We start from the raw sequence: 20,361 nt of genomic DNA, 5'->3' as shown, positions 1-20,361 counted from the left end.
TTGTCAAGTGGCGGCTTATGTGGCAGGGTATCCATTGGCAGATTGCAGGAGCACGTTCGATGGAACAGCGCCGGTCGTCACAGAGCTTCAAGCGTAAGGAACTGGTCGGCAAGCTCAATCCTGTCGGGGTGCGTGCCTTCAAGGCAGCTGCGGACAGCGCCAAGCTGCGCGGCAATCCTTACGTCGAACTCGTCCACTTCATCGAGCAACTCGTGCTTTCCGATCGCTCGGACGTGCAAATGATCATCGCCGATGCGGGAGTGGATGTCAGCCGGCTCACGGCCGATATGACCCGCGCCGTGGACAAGCTGCCCTACGGCGCCACATCGATCGAGGAATTCTCCGACCACATCTTTCATGCCATCCAGGAGGCCTGGAACCTGGCGACGCTTGAGTTCAACGTTGAGGAAGTCCGCAGCGCGCATATTCTGCTCGCTTGCCTGAAGACGCCGGTGCTAGAAGGCCTGCTGTCGAAGATCAGCGGCGCATTCGACAAGATCGACGCCGACGCGGTGATCGCGCGGTTCGCCGATGTCATGGAGGGCTCACTCGAAGCTGGCACCTCGACCATGACCTCCGCACCACAGGCGCCACGGCGCGTAGCCGGCGGCGATGCGGCCCTGGCGAAATATGCGACCGACCTGACCCAGCGTGCCCGCGACGGCCAAATCGATCCTGTCGTTGGCCGCGACCCGGAGATCCGGCAGATCGTTGATATCCTCATGCGACGGCGGCAAAACAACCCTATCCTGACGGGCGAAGCCGGGGTCGGCAAGACTGCGGTCGTCGAGGGCTTCGCGTTGCGTATTGCCCAGGGCGATGTGCCGCCTATGCTAAAGGGCGTCAGCGTGCGCATGCTCGACATCGGATTGATGCAGGCCGGGGCAAGCCTAAAGGGTGAGTTCGAAAAACGGCTGAAGGCTGTGATCGACGAGGTGCAGTCGTCCGAAACGCCGGTTATACTTTTTATCGATGAGGCCCACACCTTGATCGGCGCAGGCGGCGCTGCTGGAACCGGCGACGCGGCCAATCTTCTGAAGCCGGCGCTGGCACGCGGTGAATTGCGCACCATCGCGGCAACGACCTGGGCTGAATACAAGCAGCACATAGAAAAAGACCCCGCGCTGACCCGCCGTTTCCAGGTGGTAAAGATCGACGAGCCCTCGGAGGCTGTGGCCGTTCTCATGTTGCGCGGGGTGGCCGGCGTTCTCGAACAGCACCACCAGGTCCAGATACTGGATGAGGCCATCGAGGCGGCAGTCGGCCTGTCACACCGCTATATCCCGGCGCGGCAATTGCCGGACAAGGCGGTAAGCCTTCTCGACACCGCTAGCGCCAGGGTCGCCATATCGCAGCATGCCACACCGGCCGAGGTCGAGGACATCATGCGGCGTCGCCAAGCGCTGGAGGTCGAGCACGGTATCATCGATCGCGAGGCGGCGATCGGCATCGACGTCACCGAGCGGCAGGCACGGGTCGAAACCGGACTTGACGAAACAGAGGTCACACTGATCGCTGCGCAACAACGTTGGGATCGAGAAAAAGTCCTGGTTGCCGAGATACTTGAATTGCGTGCCCGGATACGGGGCGATGGTATGCCGCTCGATGCGGCAGAAACGCCGGAGTCCGAAACAGCAGATGCCGACGCCTTTGGGGCTGGGCTGTCTGAGACCGAAATGATCGAAGACAAGGTATCCAGGACAGAGCTCGAAATGCCGGCTGTTGCCGAGCAACCTCCACGTCCGGTCGCCGATCTTGCCCGTCTGCGCGAACTCATGGCCGAACTTGCGGAGGCACAAGGCGAGGCGCCGCTGATCCTGCCATCGGTTGACCGCAATGCCGTGGCTGCGGTGGTCCAAGACTGGACTGGCATCCCCACTGGGCGGATGCTGTCGAGCCAGACCGAAAAAGCCCTGCGGCTGGCCGTCACTCTGTGCGAGCGCGTCGTCGGCCAAGATCATGCCATGGAGATGATTGCCAAGCGTGTACAGACCAGCCGCGCCGGGCTTGGCGCGCCGGAAAAGCCGGTGGGCGTGTTCCTTCTTTGTGGGCCCTCTGGTGTCGGCAAGACCGAAACGGCACTGGCCCTGGCGGAGACGCTTTATGGTGGCGAGCAGAACCTGATTTCGATCAACATGTCGGAGTTCCAGGAGGCGCATACTGTCTCGACCCTGAAGGGTGCGCCGCCCGGCTACGTCGGATATGGTAAGGGCGGTATCCTGACAGAGGCTGTTCGACGAAAGCCCTATTCGGTGATCCTGCTCGACGAGGTCGAGAAGGCGCATCCCGACGTCCACGAGATCTTCTTCCAGGTTTTTGACAAGGGCATGATGGACGACAGCGAAGGGCGGCGCATCGACTTCAAGAACACGTTGATCCTGCTCACCTCGAACGTCGGCTCTGAAGTCATCATGGACCGGACGAGGAACGGCACGGTTCGGGCCGGACTAGACGATCTGGATAAGGCCTTGCGCGCGCCTTTGCTGAAGGTTTTTCCTGCGGCGTTTCTTGGACGGGTGGTGACCATTCCTTACTATCCGCTGTCTGATTCGATGATCGAGACGATCACTCGTCATCAGTTCGCCAAGATCGCCCGCCGGTTGCGTGCAACCAGTGACGCGGAACTGGTGATCAGCGACGGTGTCATCGATCTGGTCAGGGCACGGTGCACGGAGATCGAATCCGGCGGGCGGATGATCGATACCATCTTAACCAACACACTTCTGCCGGAATTAAGCCGCGGCGTGCTCAACCGGTCGCTGGAGGGTGAGAAGATGACGAAGGTGACGGTCGGAGCCTCCGAGGGCGGCTTTACATATTCTTTCGAGTAATGATTGGATTATGGTTTGCGCATTGGACCATCTCTCGCCACAGATTGGCATGGCGCTCGCAAAGGAGTTCTTTTCTTCGACGAGGCGACTAGACCGTCTTGCTTTGTCGCTTTCCATCGTAGTCCCCGGGTGTGCTCATCCTAGCCCCGGGATTATACTGAATGTGAATATGCGGAAACATAGGCCCTTGGTCGTTCACGAGGACTAAATACTTTGCCTTGCCAAGCTCAGAATTAAGTTCCTGCTGTAAGAAGTGCCCCAAAAGGATTGACAATATACCTGTCCCACGATCCGCCAGCTTTCTTGTCCTAATATCGATTGCGTTACCGGAATGATGAAGGGACCAACGAGAGTGATTATACCACTCCTTTCCAGCGGTGAGCTCAAGTTCAAGGTGCCTCGGCGCGTATTGCTTAAAAACACGTCGAATTATCGGAATGGCCTGCTGCATTGGCGGACTTAGCCCGCTTTCGATCGTTCTCTGCCTCATCGCAATCTCCGTAAAAAAGACAGCGTCATACCTGTACCACAATTTCCACAAGCACGCTTGATCTATGAATGCCCAGGCCCAGAGCGCCCGCATCAGTCCGGCCTGAGCGCACGAACCGGCCGCGGAATCGCCTTACACTGCCCGGTCGGACGCTGGCTGCGGATGCCATGTAGGCAGCACGGCGTCCGATGCCGACCCGGTCGGTGATGGCTGTCATTGACCATCCAGATCTCGCCGATATGGGTGGAAACGAACGCCGAGGTCGAGCGTGCGCTGTTAAATGGTGACCTCTCACCGCTACAGACGCGGCGCGTGCCATGCGAAATGCGCCGGAGCGCGGTGCGTCACCCACTCTTTGGCAAGAAGTTTCAGCTCGCCGGCAAGGCTTGTCGTCACCCCCGTTTTTTGGCGAACGCCCAAACCATCAGCGGGTACTCCTCATCGTTGCTGAGGTCGCGCCACAGTCCATACGCCCGTACCGGGCCGCCGATATGGGCCTTGGCGCATGCCTTATTGCCCCAGCCGAACGCCTGAACATCATCTTCGGCGAAACCGCATTCAATCATCAACTGTCTCAGCCCCGCCGGTGTCCAGCGGTTATAGTCGTGGGGGCGTGCATGCACCCGGAAGAGGAAGGGCGTGGCCACCATCGCCCAGCCGCCGGGCTTGGTCATGGCGTGGATGTTGGCGGCGGCCGTCATCGGGCGCTGCACGTGCTCCAGCACCTGGTCGGCGATGACGATGGAATATTGTTCTGGTGTGCGGTCCTTGCAGATATCGAAGTCCGGAAAGTCGACGGAGCGATAATTGGGGCAGAGCGCCCGCCAGTAGCGGTTCCAGCCCGGCGAAATCTCGATCACGTCCCGCGACTTGCGGTTGGCCGCTTCAAGGAACATGGTGAAAGCTTCGATCTGACGGATGCGCAGCCAGTTGCGGCTGTCGTAGCGAAGCAGCCGCTTTACGGCATGTCGGCTTCGGTTCCTCAGAGCATCGGCAAGGCTTGGCATACTCGACCTCCTCCTGCCCGCTGAGAATCTCCCTATCGCGCAAATCGTACAAAAGAATGACAGCGAGAGGGAGCCGGCGCCAATGCACCGGCTCCCTCGGTGAGCAGCTCAATCAATAATTACCGTTGTAGTAGCGGTCGTCGCAGGGCGCCGTATAAATGCGGCCGGAGCGATCCTGGTAGCGGCAGAGCTGCTCGCCGCGGCGCTGCGGCGTGGTGGCTGAGCCGACCACGGCGCCGAGCAGTGCACCGCTGGCCGCGCCGATCACCGTGCTCTTGGTGTTTCCGCCAATCGCCTGGCCAACGAGCGCGCCGCCGGCGCCGCCGACCAATGCGCCGGCAGTGGCCCGCTGCTGGCCTTCGGTTTGCGTCTCGCATCCGGCGAGCGCCGCGGTCATCAGCACCGCGAGTATGGCCTTCTTGATAAACATCACTCGAACTCCTCTGAAGCGCCGGGTGACAGACAGGCTGGGGCGAACAAGCCCCGGAATGCGGCCGCATTGCGGCGGAACGGCGGCAGAGCCCTCTCACGAACTGAATCAGGGTTTCCCAGCCGTTGAACGCCTTGGTTGCCAAACGGGAAAGATCCTCTTCGCGAGTGTAACCACCAGGCGTTCAGCTGATCCTCAACGGCACCAGCACACCGCCTTCACAACTTGCCGATCCTTCGACGCCGCGGCAGCAATTCGTTGGCATAGATCCCATGGAGATGGCGGCTATGGAAGCCGAGCTAGCCGACGTGTGCGGCGAGTATCAGACTGCCGCGGCACTCAGTGGCGTCTGGAATCTCGAACTCGTCGCGGCCGGGGGCTACCTGGACAGGACCATGCGGAACGTGCGGGTGATGAAGTCCCTGGCTTAGAATTTTCCAGAGCGGTTTGCGCAGTTCCAATCGATCCTGGAGTCCTCGATTTCATCATCTCCAACATGCATGGCGCCAATGCGGAGAACCCTGAGGATGGCCCGGCGTTGCTCAACTGCATGAAGTTCATCCATCTAGAAGCTAATTTGAAAGAGTCCTATTTAGCTGGCATGCCTGAGCGCCGAAAAATCGCCCCGACCGCAAAATTAGTAGCAGAGTGGCCGTTGTCTGCGGCTGCAACGCTTGGATCGTCAGTACGGGCGAGGGGCATTTTTCTCGAGATCCGCGCGCGCCTTCCAGTGCCCTGGAAAAAGTTGCTCCATATCGAATCCCGCGTGCTGACCCTGCGCCTGCCGGAGGGCACGGATGCCGATATTGGAGCGGCAGAGGCGATTGTGTCCAAAGCCATGCAGGCTATCGAAGATCTGCCGGTAATCCCTCGCGAGGTCGAGGACATCCTGACGATCTCCTCCAGCGAGCGGCACCGCTGGCTGAAGGACGGTCGCTTGCAGAGCACCGGAACCAGGACGGTCAAACTTCGTGGCCGCGCCAGCAAGATCACCTTTCACGTGTTCGATCCACGCCAGATTGAAGATGTGCTCGATCGCGACCTGGTCACCGTCTGGCGCGAAGAAGACGCGGCCACGGCCGCTGAGAACCGGCGACGGGCCGCCGCAAAGTCGACCCTGAAGCGCTCGCAAAAGAGGGACCGCGGGGCTGCAAATGATACCGACAAAAGCCGCGATGAGGCGACCCGCCCCAAGTTACGCGGATGGGAAGACTTCGATAGCGATGGGCTCTTACGCTGACTGGCGACCCCGGAACGCTGTGTCAGGTGCAGCGGCGTCGAGCCATGCCACCAGGACGAAATTGTCCATAGAACATCCAGTTTGCCTAGGGTTCCTGGAAGCTTCGAATTTGTGTCGTGCTCCTCCAGTCGAATGAAGCTGCGTGTTCAAGAGATTGGGGCGTCTGATCACACTTCGGGTCAAACTTGATCATCGGAGAGGTTCGCTCGCCATCGGGGGTTCGAGTCGGGAGAGGGCTACCGCCAATACAGCGCTGTTGTTGAAATAGTCTGCTAACGGACCATTCGCGGTGAGTTAATGCGATTAGATCTCGTTTTGCTTCAACCGAGTTGATGCGCTGATATCAAGGGGTTCAGATAGCCGCATCGGCAGAATTGCCTCTGTCCGCGCACCGTTCAGCTCGTTGCTATCTCATTCGGATGTGTAACGAGCGCCTACTCATCAAGGTTGGCCATGGAGCGTATCGCGTAACGGATCAGGAGGCGACATGACCAAGGTTCGGGGTGACGCGCAAGCAGCCAACGTGACGGCGACAGGCCCTAGTGATCGGAGCGAGCCGTGGGGATGAGATCCAGAGGCATCAGAAATTCGAACTCGTCCAGACAGCTATCGAAATCGCCATTGAAGGTTCGAACTGCTCTATCTTTGCCCACCAAGACGATCTGATATGCGTTCTCTGCCGGGTCAAGCGCCCACCAATAGCCCTGGCGAACTGTCGATGGATCGACGGCGCCCTCCGTTGGCCAGAGGCTGGCATCAAGCCATTGCAGTAGCTCGAATTCTATCAAGTCGAATGGATCGGCATCCCCAACACGATTGGCCATTTGGCCAAAGGAATAAGAACCTACGTCGATGATCTCGGGCCGATCATCCTCCTGCCGAATGCTAATCGCCCACCAATAGCCACTCTGTATCCGCATGACTCCATCTCCAAACGTGTTCGTTCGGCCGCCGACTGCGTGAGCAGGTCAGCGGGCCAGTTGATGTGTTCAAGGAGTTTTGTTGGGCAGCCGTGCTGCTCGTTGTCTACGACGTAAGGGCTCCCCCCATCGTCGGTTATCACGCGGCTTAGCCAAGATGCCCAGGGCCGCTTCTCTCAAGGCACGGCATGGAATTTATCCGGCGCGGTCAGGCAGTCAAGAGCGCTACAAACCTAGGCTATGAAGCCAGGGTTAGCTGTCGCTTCGTTCCACAGCTTTCATCCACCGGCACACCTGACCAGTCCTGCCCACCCCACCCGAATCCATGATCACTGGAATGTAGCCAAAGTTAGACTCGCACTTCTGGACGTCGCTCAATATCTGTTGGCAGATCTCGACCGGTACGGGGGTAAAATCGAATGTTGGTCGCTCTAAGACGATGTACCCAGGTGCATTCTCATCTAACCAGTTTTGGAAGCTGAAGCCCTTTTTGTCGAACGAGTAGAACGACCATTCACTCATATGACCTTTGGGCTTTGTGCCAAGCACCGAAATAATGACCCGGCATGCTAGAGGCAAGCCGTGAAGCCAATTGATAATCTGCTGATCGGACACTTTTGCCGAGGCCGACGCCTCGTTCCCTGTTCGACCTGGTCGGGCAGCCGTACAAAACCTGGCGCCGCCGTGGGTCTGCGGGAGTTGCCAGTGCCGAAGCCGAAATGGTCTCCTCATGCTTTGGCAAACGATCCGTTTAGTGGACTTGCCGATGGTCGTTCACCATACACAGCCTCGATGCCCGTCTTCCGGATAGCCAGACCGACGGCTTTCTCTATCTCCCAAACCACCAGCCGCAATCGCTCCATGGTTCGCGCAGTCCTACGCGGCCCGTCCTTGTCAAGCTTGTAGTCGTATCGGATCTGCGTGTATTCGTTCGCGACCGTGCGCGAGCGGATGAAGTCTTCTACCTCGCTCGGCATCTCCAACCCGAGGTGTCTTCCTTCGTCCAGCATGTCCAAGAAATGATGCTGATAGCCCCGGATGTCAGCCGGTGTTTTTCCTTGGAGAAGGAGGAAGCTTCGCAGGTAGTGCTCTAACGCTTGAAAGTAGAGGAATCTGCGAGGATGATCGGAAATGCTCGGCCGAATTTGGGGGGAGACCAAGGCAAGAGCATCAGCGTTCGCCCGATACGTCTGGGCGAAAAGAAAGACGCCGAACGGCGTCATTCCCGATCCATATACCTTCGGCTTTTTGGCTGCACCGTCTCCCATGGTCAGCGAAGATGCCGCCTTCGGTCGCGGAGGGCAAGTCTCTCTCGAGTAAGCACAATCTAAAGGCGCGCTCGCGGGGCAGAGCTACTGGGCGACGCCCGGTGGAGGCTTGCAGCATGGGGGAGACGTTCGAACAGGCCGCAATCCGCGAACTGCGCGAGGAAACCGGAATCCTTGTGGATCGCGTCGCGCCCCAGGTGTGAGAGCGAGAATTTGTGCTTCATTTGCCCGACGGCGAACATGTCATCGCCGAGGAGCGATTCTTCCTGATACGGGCCGACAGTTCCACAGCCGAGCGGGAGTTCATTTGCGAGAGCAGCTAAGGCAGCTTTGAGTCTCTTGGTGCTCGGTGCCGTGGCGCCGCCAACAGGATTGGCGTAATCCGCATTGCGACGTGGGAACGATATGCCTGCTATTATCAGAGCCGCCACTATTGCCGACTTGCCGCGCATGGTCGATCTCTTGTTGGAGGATGCTAGGCAAAGACACGCTCTCAACCCGACACTCTGGGCGATTGCAGATGATGCACATGAGAGGGTGGAGGAGGCGGTGAGATTCGCTTTGGAGGCGGTGACCTGAGACCCTGAAGCTCCTCCAGTTTTTGGTAGAGTCCGTCCCGCTCAAGGAGACGGACGAATGAAGCGTTCACGGTTCACGGAAGAACAAGTCATCGCGATTTTGAAGGAGCAGGAGGCGGGAATGAGGACCGCCGATGTCTGCCGCAAGCACGGGATCTCGGAAGCGACCTTCTACAAATACAAGGCCAAGTTTGGTGGCATGGACGTTTCCGACGCCCGCAAGCTGAAGGCTTTGGAGGAGGAGAACGCCAAATTGAAGAAGCTGCTGGCCGAGCAGATGCTGGACAACGCCATCCTGAAGGATGTCGCCGCAAAAAAATGGTGACGCCCGATGCCAAGCGATGCGCTGTGGCCCACGCCTGCGAGCAGCATGGGGTGAGCCAGCGTCGGGCGTGCAAGGCTCTTTTCGTCGATCGCTCGAGCGTTCGCTACACAAGCATCCAGCCGGACGATGCCATCGTTCGAGCCGCGATGAAGGCGGTGGCTGCCGAGCGCCGCCGCTTTGGCTACCGGCGCATCCACATCATGCTTGAACGGCAAGGGATCGTGATGAACCAGAAGAAGCTGCGGCGGCTTTACCGGGAAGAGAAGCTCCAGGTCCGCAAACGTGGCGGCCGCAAACGGGCCTTGGGAACGAGACGGCCGATGATCGCGCCGGGCCGGACGAACGAGCGCTGGAGCCTGGACTTCGTCAGCGACGCCTTCACGGACGGACGACGGTTCCGGGTTCTGGCCGTCGTCGACGACTTCACGCGGGAATGCCTGGCGCTGGTCGCGGATACATCGCTGTCGGGCGCCCGCGTCGCTCGGGAACTGGATGCCATCATCGCTCGCCGCGGCAGGTCCTGCACGATCGTCTCGGACAACGGCACCGAGCTGACGTCGATGGCGATCCTCAAATGGTGCCAGGAGAGCGGCGTCGAATGGCACTACATCGCACCCGGAAAGCCGATGCAGAACGGATTCGTGGAGAGTTTCAACGGCCGATTTCGCGACGAATGCTTGAACGAAACGCTGTTCTCTACCCTCACGCAAGCGCGGGCAGCAATCGATCTATGGAAGGAGGACTATAACCAGAACAGACCACACTCAGCCCTGGGCAACATCACGCCCATCGAATTCGCCATAAAAATGGCGCTGGAAAAACAGGCCGCATGAGGCCAGAAATGAAGCGCCGGACTCTCCATTGAAATGGAGGGAACAAGGGTCTCAGGTCAGAAGAAAGAAAGAGAGGAGGAGTGGCAGCGCTATCTAAAGCAGGATGACGCCCGCAAGGTGGCTCAGGCACTAGCCGATAGCCAGAAGCAGCTCGCCGAAATTATTGAAAGGTGGGGCAGGGCGATGACCATCGAGCGCTTTTTCCTTGATGCCGAAGAGCGGTTGAACACTACGGACGACGAAGATCGCCGCAAGCGCCTGGAGGAGCGTCTGGCTCTCGCGAGAGCAATGATGGAAAGCGTCGATCCGCTGGATTTCATCGAGAGCTGGCGGGCACCGCAGGAGCGGTACCAGGCAAAATTCGACTAGACGAGATATGTGCTGCCTAGACTTGTTCATGCCGGCAAAGGGGCAGGTTGCTGACCGACCGCTTTCTGAGGTCCAGTCATCCTAGCGGACGCCGTGTGACGTGGACCTAGTGGCGCTAGGCGCTGTCATCCTCCGATGCGGTGAAAGTGTCGGGCGACCGGTTCAGCATGGTTCACTCAGACCTGCCCACCAACGCCCTTAAACTTCTCTACAAAGGCGGCAATTTTCTGAAAAACGCTTTGCTTCTTGTTGAGGTATTGAGGATTAAGCGGGCTCATTTTCGGCAGAACCGCATTGAGTTCCGTCCCATTGTCGGTGGCGAACTCCCGCCTGAGCGAGGTGGTGATATAGCGGCGGGCCGCTTCGGCATTCAGGTTTTCCGAGCTGATCAGCTCTTGAGCCTCACGTCGCTGTTCCGCCTGCGCGAAGGTGAAAAAGGCCTCAATCACGCTGGCCTTGTCATCAATCTGATCCAGATCGGTTTGGTTGATGAAATCCACCATCAAACTTTCCTTGGCGCGGTTGCCTAGGCTGCCGCGGATCACCCGACGCACTTCGTCCACCAGGTCGGCTTTGCTCTTAGTCTTTTTGTTGTGCTCGAAAATCAGTTCTAGGATGTAATCTAAGTTGATTTCCTGCGATCTCAGCAGGTCCACCTCGAACACCACGTCGTCCCAGTCGAGAGTAGACTTTTCCTTTTCAGTGGCGGCCTTTTCCTTGCGCAACCAGTCGCGGATGTCGTTGTAAGTCGAGCGGTAATCCTGCAGCTTTCGCTCGGCCGGCAACTTGATCGTTTGCAGTGCCGCCAGATCGTCATCGCTCAAGTAGTGGCTGACCGTCAACGCCTCCATCGCCGCAGGATCGTTCCTGTCCACGTTCTGCAGGGCCTTCAGGCTGGCAAACTCATCGAAGTTCTGCAGCACGTTCTCAACACGTAGGTATTCGCCAAAAAGCTTGGCGAAGGCTTTCTTGTCGCCTTCCTTTTCAATGGCGGCGGGGTCGGGAAAGCGTCCCTCCAACTCGTGCACCACGTCAACGAAGCCGCGCCGCGCCTCCCCGGTGAGCACGTCGGTGAAGCCTCCCATGTATTCCTTGTAGCCCTTCTCGAGCACCACGTTTTTCGTGTTTTTGTCACCGAACAGCGTAATTGCGTCGATGGTCGCCTGTTCGAGGTCCCGGAAAGTGACGATGTTGCCGAAGGTCTTGGTGGCGTCAAAGATGCGGTTGGTGCGTGAGTACGCCTGTATCAGGCCGTGGTAGCGAAGGTTCTTGTCCACGAACAAGGTGTTGAGCGTGGGCGCATCGAAGCCGGTGAGGAACATGCCAACCACGATCAGGAGATCGATCTCCCTTCCCTTCACCTGCTTCGCTAGGTCGCGATAGTAGTTCTGGAAGCCGTTGCTATCAACGTTGAAGTTGGTCTTGAAGAGTGTGTTATAGTCGGCGATGGCGGCGCTCAAAAATTCTTTGGCGCTACTGTTCATGGCCGATACATCGAAGCTTTCATCCTGGATGTCGCCGATGGCGTCCTGCTCCTCGTTCGCGACAAACGAGAAGATGGTAGCCACTCGCAAAGGCCTGTCTTTGCCTTTCTGCAGGTCCCTGAAGGACTCGTAGTATAGCTTGGCCGCGTCAACGCTGCTCACCGCGAAAATCGCGTTGAAACCCTTACTACTCGCTTGCAAGCGATGCGTCTTCTGCCTGAAGTTGTTCAGGATGTACTGACTAATTTCGCGGATGCGGTCCGGGTGCAACAAGGCTTGTTTGTTTTCCGCCGCGCTTAACTTCTTCTCATCCTGCTCGGATTCGATGGCCTTGAACTGCGGACGCACATCATTGTAGTCCACTTTGAACTTGAGCACCTTCTCATCGCGGATGGCGTCAGTGATGACATAGGAGTGCAACTCGCGGCCGAACACGCTGGCGGTGGTGTCTGCACCCAGTGCGTTCTGTGGGAAGATCGGCGTGCCGGTGAAGCCGAACTGGTAGTATTTCTTGAACTTCTTCTTGAGGTTCTTTTGTGCCTCGCCAAACTGGCTGCGGTGGCACTCGTCGAAGATGAACACGACCTGCTTTTGGTAGATGGGCAGGTCGCCCTCGCTTTTCATGAGGTTGTTGAGCTTCTGGATGGTGGTGACGACGATCTTGTTGTCGTCTTTCTCCAGATTGCGCTTAAGACCGGCGGTGGAGTCCGAACCGTTCACGCTGTCTGGGGAGAAGCGCTGGTATTCCCTCATGGTCTGGTAGTCCAGATCCTTGCGGTCAACCACGAAGAACACTTTGTCGATGAAGTCCAGCTCGGTGGCCAGACGTGCCGCCTTGAAGCTAGTCAGGGTCTTGCCCGAACCTGTGGTGTGCCAGATGTAGCCGCCGCTTTCCGGCTGACTCCAGCTCTTGGCGGCATGCGCGCTCTTGATCTTCCGCAGGATGCGCTCAGTGGCTGCGATCTGGTAGGGCCGCATCACTAGCAATGTGTCGCTGACGTCGAACACGGAATAATGCAGCAGCACGTTGAGCAGCGTGTGCTTCTGGAAGAAGGTGGCGGTGAAGTCCTTCAGATCCTTGATCAGATTGTTGTCCGCCTTCGCCCAGTTCATGGTGAAGTCGAAGCTATTCTTGTCGCGACGCGTCGTGTTAGCGAAGTAGCGACTGTCGGTTCCGTTGGAGATTACAAATAGCTGCAGATACTTGTACAGAGAATACTCGCTGTTGAAACTCTCCTTGCTGTAGCGGTGCACCTGGTTGAAAGCCTCGCGGATCGCAATGCCGCGCTTCTTCAGTTCCACCTGCACCAGCGGCAGGCCATTGACCAGCACGGTCACATCGTAGCGGTTGGCGTGGCTACCATTCTGCTCGAACTGTTTGATCACCTGCACCTTGTTGCGAGCGATGGTCTTCTTGTCCAACAAATAGATATTCTGGATGCGCCCGTCATCGAACACGAAGTCGTGGATGTAGTCATCGTGGATCTTGCGGGTTTTCTCGATGATACCGTCGCTGGGCCTGTCGACGAAGGTTTCTGCGAAGCGGAGCCATTCACCGTCGGAAAACTGCACGGAGTTGAGCACCTGTAGCTGCACGCGAACATTGGCCAGCAGGGCCTCGTGCGTGTTCAGGCCGGACATGAACTCATAGCCCTGATTTACCAGGTCTTGGATGAACTCACGCTCCAGCGCATCCTCGCTCTGGTAGCCTTCCGCGACGGTCCATTCGCGGGTGTACTTATCGAGGACAATGAAATTATTGGATTCTACTATCGTCTTGGCGGGTTCAACCATCTATTGCTCCTGCTGCCAGAATCCGTAGTTATTTTTCAAGTGATCGAGCAACAACTTGACCGTTGCCTTTTCAGGTAATGTCGGCTCTGCAACAGTTTCGTTGGATAGAGTGTTATGGCTTGTGAAATTGATAATTCTGCTCAAATATAGCTGTCTGTCGTCGGGTAAAATCTCCGACCACTTTTGGTAGCCCAGAAAACTGGCCGTTTTCTCGTAAAGATTTCGCAATAGGGTGAAGTGGTACCTTTCAACCTTATCATCAGCAATAGCCTGCTCTATGGTCTGTTTTAGATACAAATGATAGGAGAAACTCTTGTTGGAGTCTCCGTTCTTTTCAGTTAGCGAAAAGCTGCCATCTTCAGAGCGCCCCAGCATATAGCAGGCTTTGCCGTTCAGCTCATTAAACATCACGTTGTAGAATAGAGGGCTGTGTGTGGTAACAATAAACTTCAGATCGGATTGGTTGGATTTGATCAGGCTTGCCAAGTTGACAGCCAGTTCGATCAGATGGTTTTCGTCCAACGAGCTCACGGGGTCGTCGATAAACACATATTCCAGCTGATCGAACTCGTTGGTTTCACGATCGCCACGTTCTGGCACGCTCAACACACCAATCACCTGCTCGAGCAGCGTGTAGAAAATGCTCCAGATGAAGTTGCTTTCTTCGCCCTTGGAGATCTTCAGATTTCCCGAATGCTCATCATCACCGCGCTCGAGCGAAAAGGTAACCTCCGAAAAGGCTTTCGCAACGACCTCCCCGGTATCGTCGTCCTTGCGCTCTTCATTGAAGCGCGGCGTGAGCTTGTTGTTGGTATAGCGCTGAAAGGTCGTAATGACGTTCAAGTCCTGACCTTGATCCTTCAGCACCCAATCCGTGAAAGTGTTGGCTTGGATTCTCAGCTTCGGCTCTGCATCCAGCGCCAGGTCATTATCCCAATAGAACAGATCTTCAGTAAAGGCGTTGTAGTAGAGAATCTTGTTGCGCGACAGCTCGGGCTGTTCCGCCCCTTCGTCGTCTTCTCCACCATCGGCTTTGGGCGAAATCAAACGCTTGAACTCTCGCGAAAGACGCGTCTTGCCCGAGCCGTTGAAGGCATAAATCAACTGCACCTTCTTGTTCGCGTCTTTCAGCTGTTGGGCGATCTCGGTCAGCGTCGCCCCCATGTCAGACCGCCACTTCTTCCGGCTTGGGGAAGCTCAAAAGCAGGTTCCGGTAATAGGCGTACTGCTGCTTACGCTGCGATATTTCGCGAGGCAGGCCCTCGCTGAGAGAGTTGGTCAGCGTGTCGAACTTGTCGAGGATGGCGACAATGCGGGCTTGCTCGGCGAGCGATTTGCGAGCGTCGCCTGGGTAGGGGATCGGCACACGAACTTTAGCCATCCCGTCAATCAGCAATCTATTCACCTTGCCCCGGGATACGTGCTTCGCCTTTTCTGAGATGAACGTCGCCGTCTGCATCGCGTAGGAGATGAATTTGGGGTTCATCGAGTGCCGGAATGCGTAGCTGTCGTCGTGTATTGCGATGTCTTGCTCGCCAATCCAAGCCACAGCCTTCCCAACATCCTCGACCGTTTCGCCAACACCGGCGATCACAACATCTCCACGTTTTGCATAGCGCAAGGAGCCGGCCAACTCTCGCCGAACCTTTGAAAACGTCTCGGCTGTCCAAGCGCCATACCGAGTGTAGATCTCGCCGTAATGGATAGCGCTGATGCCGTCTTCCGCGTAATCCGCCTTGGTAAAGCGCTTGCCGCGAATAAACTCACCAATCTCCCCCAGCGTCTTCCACTCCACTTCCCTCCCTTCGAACCGCAGCAAGTGGTCACGATAATAGTGGTATTGTCTTTTGCGGGCGGTAAGCTCGGTGGTAAGCTCGGCGGTAAGCTCGGTGAAGGCGTCGAGGATGCGGACAATTTCCGCCTGGATGGCCAGCGATTTTTCGGGGGAGTCCGGGCAGGGGATGGGGATTTTCTTGTTTGTGTAGTTCCCGATCCAATGACGTTTATGGTCACCATCAGACAGTTCGCTGGGTAAAGTGTTTAACCAATAGTAGATGTACTTTAACAGAGTCTTTTCTTCACTTTTCGACGTAATCATCTTGACGGCTGATGACTTTATCTTAAAATCAAAATCAATCCATTTGTTGGCTGTAGTGAAATCATCAAATATAATTACCGGATCTTGTGAGGCATTGTAGATGCCGTCTACTTCATCCGTATAACCAAGCACAATGGTTTTTCCCGCCGTCAGGACGGGAGTGTCATACTCGTCGCTGTAGTTTATTGTAGATACCAGATATTTAGCTGGTTGCTCATACTGCGTCACGTCCCCGAGCGGTAACCACTCCACCGCTACCTCACTCATTAGCTTATCCAGATAGTTCATCTCGCTCATGCCTCCGTCTCCGCCCCCTCGATCTCGGCAACGATGGCGTCGATCTCCCGCCGCAGCTGGTCAATGCGGGCGCCGGTGATCTTGAGGTCGGCATTGAGTGTGGCGATGTCCACCACCTCACGGCTGTCAAGGGCTTCCACATAGCTGGACACTGACAAGTTGTAGTCGTTGCCAGCGATCCGCTCCAACGGCACCGAGCGGGCTAAGTGGTCCACGTCGACCTTGCTATCGAAGGCCTGCATGATCTCCTCTATGTGTTTATCCAGCAGCACATTGTTATTGGTTTCCTTCTTGAACAGACCGCTGGCATCGATGAACTGGGTTTGGGTGTCGGTCTTGTTCTTGGCCAGCACCAGGATGTTGACGGCGATGGTGGTGCCGTAGAATAGGTTGGGTGCCAGCGCGATCACCGTTTCCACGTAATTGTTGTCGATCAAGTACTGGCGGATCTTCAGTTCGGCACCCCCGCGATAGAAGATGCCAGGGAAACAGACGATGGCTGCGCGCCCCTTGCTGGAGAGGTAGCTGAGCGCGTGCAGTACAAAGGCGAAGTCAGCCTTGGATTTTGGCGCAAGAACGCCGGCCGGGGCGAAGCGATCATCGTTGATCAGGGTAGGGTCGTCGCTACCGATCCATTTCACCGAATACGGCGGGTTGGAGACGATGGCGTCGAAGGGTTTGTCGCCGCCGAAATGTGGCTCAATCAGCGTGTTGCCCAGCTGAATATTGAACTTGTCGTAGTTGATGTTGTGCAGGAACATGTTCATGCGCGCCAGGTTATAGGTGGTGTGGTTGATCTCCTGGCCGAAGAACCCGTCCTCTATGACGTGGACGTCAAAATGCTTCTTAGCTTGCAGCAGCAGCGAGCCCGAACCGCAGGCCGGGTCGTAAATTTTGTTGACGCTGGTCTGCTTGTGCATGGCCAGTTGAGCGATGAGCCTGGAGACATGCTGCGGGGTGAAGAACTCGCCGCCGGACTTGCCGGCATTGGCGGCGTAGTTGGAAATCAGGAACTCGTAGGCATCGCCAAACAGGTCGATATGGGCGGCATCGAAGTGGCCGAAGTCCAGTCCTGCCACGCCCTTGAGCACGGCAGCCAAGCGGGCGTTCTTATCCTTGACGGTATTGCCCAGACGGTTGCTGGTGGTGTCGAAATCGGCAAACAGGCCCTTAATGTCGAGTTCGGAGGGATAGCCGTTGGCCGAGGCCTCAATGGCGACGAAAATGCCTGCCAGGTCGGTGTTCAATTTCTCATTGCCATGGGCCTTGGCGACGACATTGGCGAACAACTGGCTGGGATAAATGAAATATCCCTTGGTCTTTACCGCATCCTCCTTGATCTCGGCCGTGATCACACTGTCGGCCATCTCGGCATATTTGATGCTTTCGTCGCCGCCTTCGATGTAGCTGGCGAAGTTTTCGCTGATGAAGCGGTAGAACAACGTACCAAGCACGTACTGCTTGAAATCCCAGCCGTCGACCGCACCACGCACATCATTGGCGATCTGCCAGATCTGGCGTTGCAGGGCGGCGCGTTGTTGGGTGCTAGTCATCGCTAAAGTCCAGTTTGGTTCGTTGGATTGGGCTCTGGCGAGAGCTCAAGGGAATGGGTGCTGCGGCGCCACCGCCAGCAATCAGCTGCTTTTGATAAACCACGCGCTTGAAATAGCGACAGCGCATCGTGCCGCCTAAACTCCGTCAGGAGAAACTGAAATTGGCAGATCAAGGCGGAAGTATTTCACGGCGGCGTGGCGTCGATCTCCGGTGAAGGGCTGGGCGAGGGTCGGGGCGGGATTCTTGCTACGCTCGTAGGGATGGACTTCATGGTCGTACAACGTATAGCCCTCTTGGAGGTGCAATCTAAGGTCTCGTACACCACTTTAGCCCACCGCGAACTCAACGGCCACCTAGTGCTCATTGTTGAGGCGCATGTCCGCTTTCGGGAGTTGGAGAACGACGAGCTAACGACCGGAATGCTGAAGGGTTTCGGGTGCCATCAGGCGTACGAAAGCCTCTCATGCAGGAACCCGCGGTCAGCAGGCGGTGAGCTATGGGGATTTGTGTTTCGAGGTGTGCCAGCGCCTGTTGCGAACGTCCGCGCGCGGTGCTGTCAGGGCGTCGAGGAAGTAGCCTTCCGGCTTGGCCGGGTAGCCTGTCGCGATGAGGACGGTGTGGTTTGGGTGCCGAGAGACTGGCGCTGCAGCGACGCGCACATGCGTTTTCGTTGACCTGCGGCGTAGCGCGGTCGTGTGGCCAGACGGGCCATGCCGGGTCATGGGGCGGTCTCCCGGTTCGTCGTCCGTGCGCCCGGCGGTCCGCGCGGCTGGCTGCACCGTTCGAACACCTCGATGACGATCATACGCCCGCCGCAGCATGGGCACGGCAGGCGGAAGTCGTCCGGTTCCGCCGGAGGATCATTCGTGCCGGCAGGCGCGACCGCCAACAGTTGGCGGGCGAGCGCGAGGCAGTCCTTGCGAGAGCCGCCTGCAAGCAAGCCATAGTGGCGGATGCGATGGAAGCCGCGCGGGAGGACATGGAGCAGGAAGCGGCGAATGAACTCGTCTGTGGCGAGCGTCATGACCTGCTGCCGGTCGGTGCCGTCGCGCCGATAATCCTTGTAGCGGAAGGTGACGCCAGCCTCTTCGAAGGCGATCAGGCGGCGGTTCGAGATCGCGACCCGGTGGGTATAGCGCGACAGATAGGCGAGCACCGCCTCGGGACCAGCGAAGGGCGGCTTGGCGTAGACCACCCAGCTCTTCTTCTTGACGGGAGCCAGGTGGCGTAGGAAGGCCCCTTGCTCGGCGAGGTGCGCCATCGATCCGAAGAAAGTGAGCCGTCCGGCATCGTGCAGTGCGATCAGCCGGGCGAGGAACAGGCGGCGGAACAGCTTGCCGAGCACGCGCACCGGAAGGAGGAAGGCCGGGCGCGAGGAGACCCAGCGGGTCCCGTCGAGGGCGATGCCACCGCCCGGCACGATCATGTGGACGTGGGGATGGTGCGTCATTGCCGAGCCCCATGTGTGGAGCACGGCGGTGATGCCGATGCGCGCGCCGAGATGCTTGGGATCAGCCGCGATCGTCACCATGGTCTCCGACGCCGCGCGGAACAGCAGGTCGTAGACCATCGCCTTGTTGTGGAAGGCGATGTCGGCGACTTCGGCGGGCAGCGTGAACACGACATGGAAGTAGCCGACCGGCAGCAGGTCGGCTTCCCGCTCGGCGAGCCATGTACGTGCGGCCGCGCCCTGGCACTTGGGACAGTGCCGGTTGCGGCAGCTGTTGTAGGCGATGCGCCACTGGCCGCAGTCCTCGCAGGCCTCGACGTGACCGCCAAGGGCTGCGGTGCGGCAGTTCTCGATCGCTGACATCACCTTGAGATGCTGCAGGCTCAGGTGCCCTGCATGGGCGACCCGGTATCCGGGACCCGCAGCACGGAAGACTTCGGCGACCTCCAGGTCCGCGCGCACCGGTTCAACCGGGAGGCGTCTTGCCTTCCATGAGAGCCATCAGCCGGTCGAGCGGCCCTGCGACCGCGTGGATCGTCCGGGTCGAGACTTTGGTGTAGAGCGCTGTCGTTTCGAGCTTGCTGTGCCCGAGCAACACTTGGATGACGCGGATGTCGACATCCTGCTCGAGCAGATGGGTGGCGAAGCTGTGCCGCAGCGTATGCGGGCTGACGCGCTTGCGGATACCGGCGCCTTCGGCTGCCTCCTGGACCGCGCGATGCAGTTGCCGCGACGAGATCGGATCGGTGCAACTGCGCCCCGGGAACAGCCAGCCATGGGGGAGCATCACCCCGCGACGCCTACCTTCGCGCCACCACAGCCGCAGCAGTTCCAAGAACTGCGGCGAGAGCATGGCGTTGCGATCCTTGCGTCCTTTGCCCTGTTCGACCCGGATCAGCATGCGTGTCGAGTCGATGTCGTCGACCTTGAGGTGCGCGACTTCGGACACGCGCAGGCCCGCGCCATAGGCGACGCCGAGTGCGGCCTTGTACTTGATGCCGGGTGCGGCTTCGAGCAGCCGCGCCGCTTCCTCCACGCTCAGCACGTCCGGCAGCTTGCGTGGATGGCGCATGATCACCAGCACACGTGCTAGATCCCGCCGCTTCAGCGTCACCAGGAACAGGAACCGCAACGCTGAGACGGCGCCGTTGATGGTCGCAGGCCCGACGCCGTTCTCATGCTGATACAACTGGAAGCGACGGATGTCCTCGGGCGTCGCAGTATCGGGAGAGCGTCGGAGGAAGGCTGCGAAGCGCCGGACGTGACGAACGTAGTCCTGCTGGGTATGGGGTCCTAGACCCCGCATGAGCATATCTTGCTGCATGCGCTGGCGAAGCGGCGTGATCGGTGCATCGGTCGACAGAGTATCCATGGCAAGTTCCTCTCGTTGAAG

General features: G+C 58.1%; 14 protein-coding genes and 1 pseudogene. 5 read left to right on the top strand and 10 right to left on the bottom strand.

Annotated features, from left to right (window positions below; all coding sequences use genetic code 11):
* Nucleotides 1–59: 59 nt before the first annotated feature.
* Nucleotides 60–2,831, top strand: a complete 2,772-nt coding sequence (gene tssH / locus LB551_RS25055) for a type VI secretion system ATPase TssH (protein ID WP_224660805.1) — start codon at nucleotides 60–62, stop codon at nucleotides 2,829–2,831.
* 882 nt (nucleotides 2,832–3,713) lie between these two features.
* On the opposite strand, the gene LB551_RS25050 is transcribed toward tssH, so the two are convergent.
* Together LB551_RS25050 and LB551_RS25045 are read right to left on the bottom strand one after the other, a co-directional pair.
* Nucleotides 3,714–4,328 carry a class I SAM-dependent methyltransferase gene (locus LB551_RS25050; protein ID WP_224660804.1) on the bottom strand — a complete coding sequence of 205 codons (615 nt, stop codon included), beginning with the start codon at nucleotides 4,326–4,328 and terminating at the stop codon, nucleotides 3,714–3,716.
* Nucleotides 4,329–4,440: 112 nt separating this feature from the next.
* Nucleotides 4,441–4,758 carry a YMGG-like glycine zipper-containing protein gene (locus LB551_RS25045; RefSeq protein WP_224660801.1) on the bottom strand — a complete coding sequence of 106 codons (318 nt, stop codon included), beginning with the start codon at nucleotides 4,756–4,758 and terminating at the stop codon, nucleotides 4,441–4,443.
* A gap of 601 nt (nucleotides 4,759–5,359) precedes the next feature.
* Here LB551_RS25045 and LB551_RS25040 point away from each other — a divergent pair.
* On the top strand, nucleotides 5,360–5,998 hold the full coding sequence (locus LB551_RS25040) for a hypothetical protein (protein WP_224660870.1): 639 nt from the start codon (nucleotides 5,360–5,362) through the stop codon (nucleotides 5,996–5,998).
* 539 nt (nucleotides 5,999–6,537) lie between these two features.
* Here LB551_RS25040 and LB551_RS25035 read toward each other — a convergent pair.
* Nucleotides 6,538–6,918 (bottom strand): hypothetical protein, encoded by a 381-nt coding sequence (locus LB551_RS25035; RefSeq protein WP_224660799.1) that lies wholly within the window; start codon nucleotides 6,916–6,918, stop codon nucleotides 6,538–6,540.
* A gap of 728 nt (nucleotides 6,919–7,646) precedes the next feature.
* Nucleotides 7,647–8,141 carry a hypothetical protein gene (locus LB551_RS25030; RefSeq protein WP_031213832.1) on the bottom strand — a complete coding sequence of 165 codons (495 nt, stop codon included), beginning with the start codon at nucleotides 8,139–8,141 and terminating at the stop codon, nucleotides 7,647–7,649.
* Between the two features lie 56 nt (nucleotides 8,142–8,197).
* Here LB551_RS25030 and LB551_RS30190 point away from each other — a divergent pair, with 56 nt between their 5' ends.
* From LB551_RS30190 to LB551_RS25015, 3 genes and pseudogenes are all read left to right on the top strand, one after another.
* Nucleotides 8,198–8,389 carry an NUDIX domain-containing protein gene (locus tag LB551_RS30190; RefSeq protein WP_224660785.1) on the top strand — a complete coding sequence of 64 codons (192 nt, stop codon included), beginning with the start codon at nucleotides 8,198–8,200 and terminating at the stop codon, nucleotides 8,387–8,389.
* A 433-nt stretch (nucleotides 8,390–8,822) separates the two neighbouring features.
* Nucleotides 8,823–10,019, top strand: a pseudogene (locus LB551_RS25020) (IS3 family transposase).
* Complete coding sequence (locus LB551_RS25015; RefSeq protein WP_224660781.1) at nucleotides 9,956–10,291, top strand: hypothetical protein; 336 nt, start codon at nucleotides 9,956–9,958, stop codon at nucleotides 10,289–10,291. Before LB551_RS25020 ends, LB551_RS25015 begins: the two are co-directional and overlap by 64 nt.
* A 176-nt stretch (nucleotides 10,292–10,467) precedes the next feature.
* On the opposite strand, the gene LB551_RS25010 is transcribed toward LB551_RS25015, so the two are convergent.
* The 6 genes from LB551_RS25010 to LB551_RS24985 form a co-directional block, all read right to left on the bottom strand.
* Entirely contained in the window at nucleotides 10,468–13,569 is a 3,102-nt protein-coding gene (locus LB551_RS25010) for an HsdR family type I site-specific deoxyribonuclease (protein ID WP_224660779.1), read from the bottom strand.
* On the bottom strand, nucleotides 13,570–14,733 hold the full coding sequence (locus LB551_RS25005) for an anticodon nuclease (RefSeq protein WP_224660777.1): 1,164 nt from the start codon (nucleotides 14,731–14,733) through the stop codon (nucleotides 13,570–13,572).
* Nucleotide 14,734: 1 nt separating this feature from the next.
* Nucleotides 14,735–15,964, bottom strand: a complete 1,230-nt coding sequence (locus LB551_RS25000; protein WP_224660775.1) for a restriction endonuclease subunit S — start codon at nucleotides 15,962–15,964, stop codon at nucleotides 14,735–14,737.
* Nucleotides 15,961–17,517: a type I restriction-modification system subunit M gene (locus LB551_RS24995; RefSeq protein WP_128289666.1), complete on the bottom strand. Its 1,557-nt coding sequence runs from the start codon at nucleotides 17,515–17,517 to the stop codon at nucleotides 15,961–15,963. The genes LB551_RS25000 and LB551_RS24995 overlap by 4 nt, the downstream gene beginning before the upstream one ends.
* Nucleotides 17,518–18,236: 719 nt before the next feature.
* A complete protein-coding gene (locus tag LB551_RS24990; RefSeq protein ID WP_224660773.1) occupies nucleotides 18,237–19,430 on the bottom strand; it encodes an IS91 family transposase in 1,194 nt (397 codons plus the stop codon).
* Nucleotides 19,431–19,434: 4 nt separating this feature from the next.
* Nucleotides 19,435–20,340 (bottom strand): tyrosine-type recombinase/integrase, encoded by a 906-nt coding sequence (locus LB551_RS24985; RefSeq protein ID WP_224660771.1) that lies wholly within the window; start codon nucleotides 20,338–20,340, stop codon nucleotides 19,435–19,437.
* Nucleotides 20,341–20,361: the final 21 nt, after the last annotated feature.

The organism is Mesorhizobium sp. BR1-1-2, from assembly GCF_020165435.1.
Lineage (GTDB): Bacteria > Pseudomonadota > Alphaproteobacteria > Rhizobiales > Rhizobiaceae > Mesorhizobium.
The sequence above is the reverse complement of the archived record's forward strand: the minus strand, read 5'-3'. Positions and strand labels throughout refer to the sequence as shown.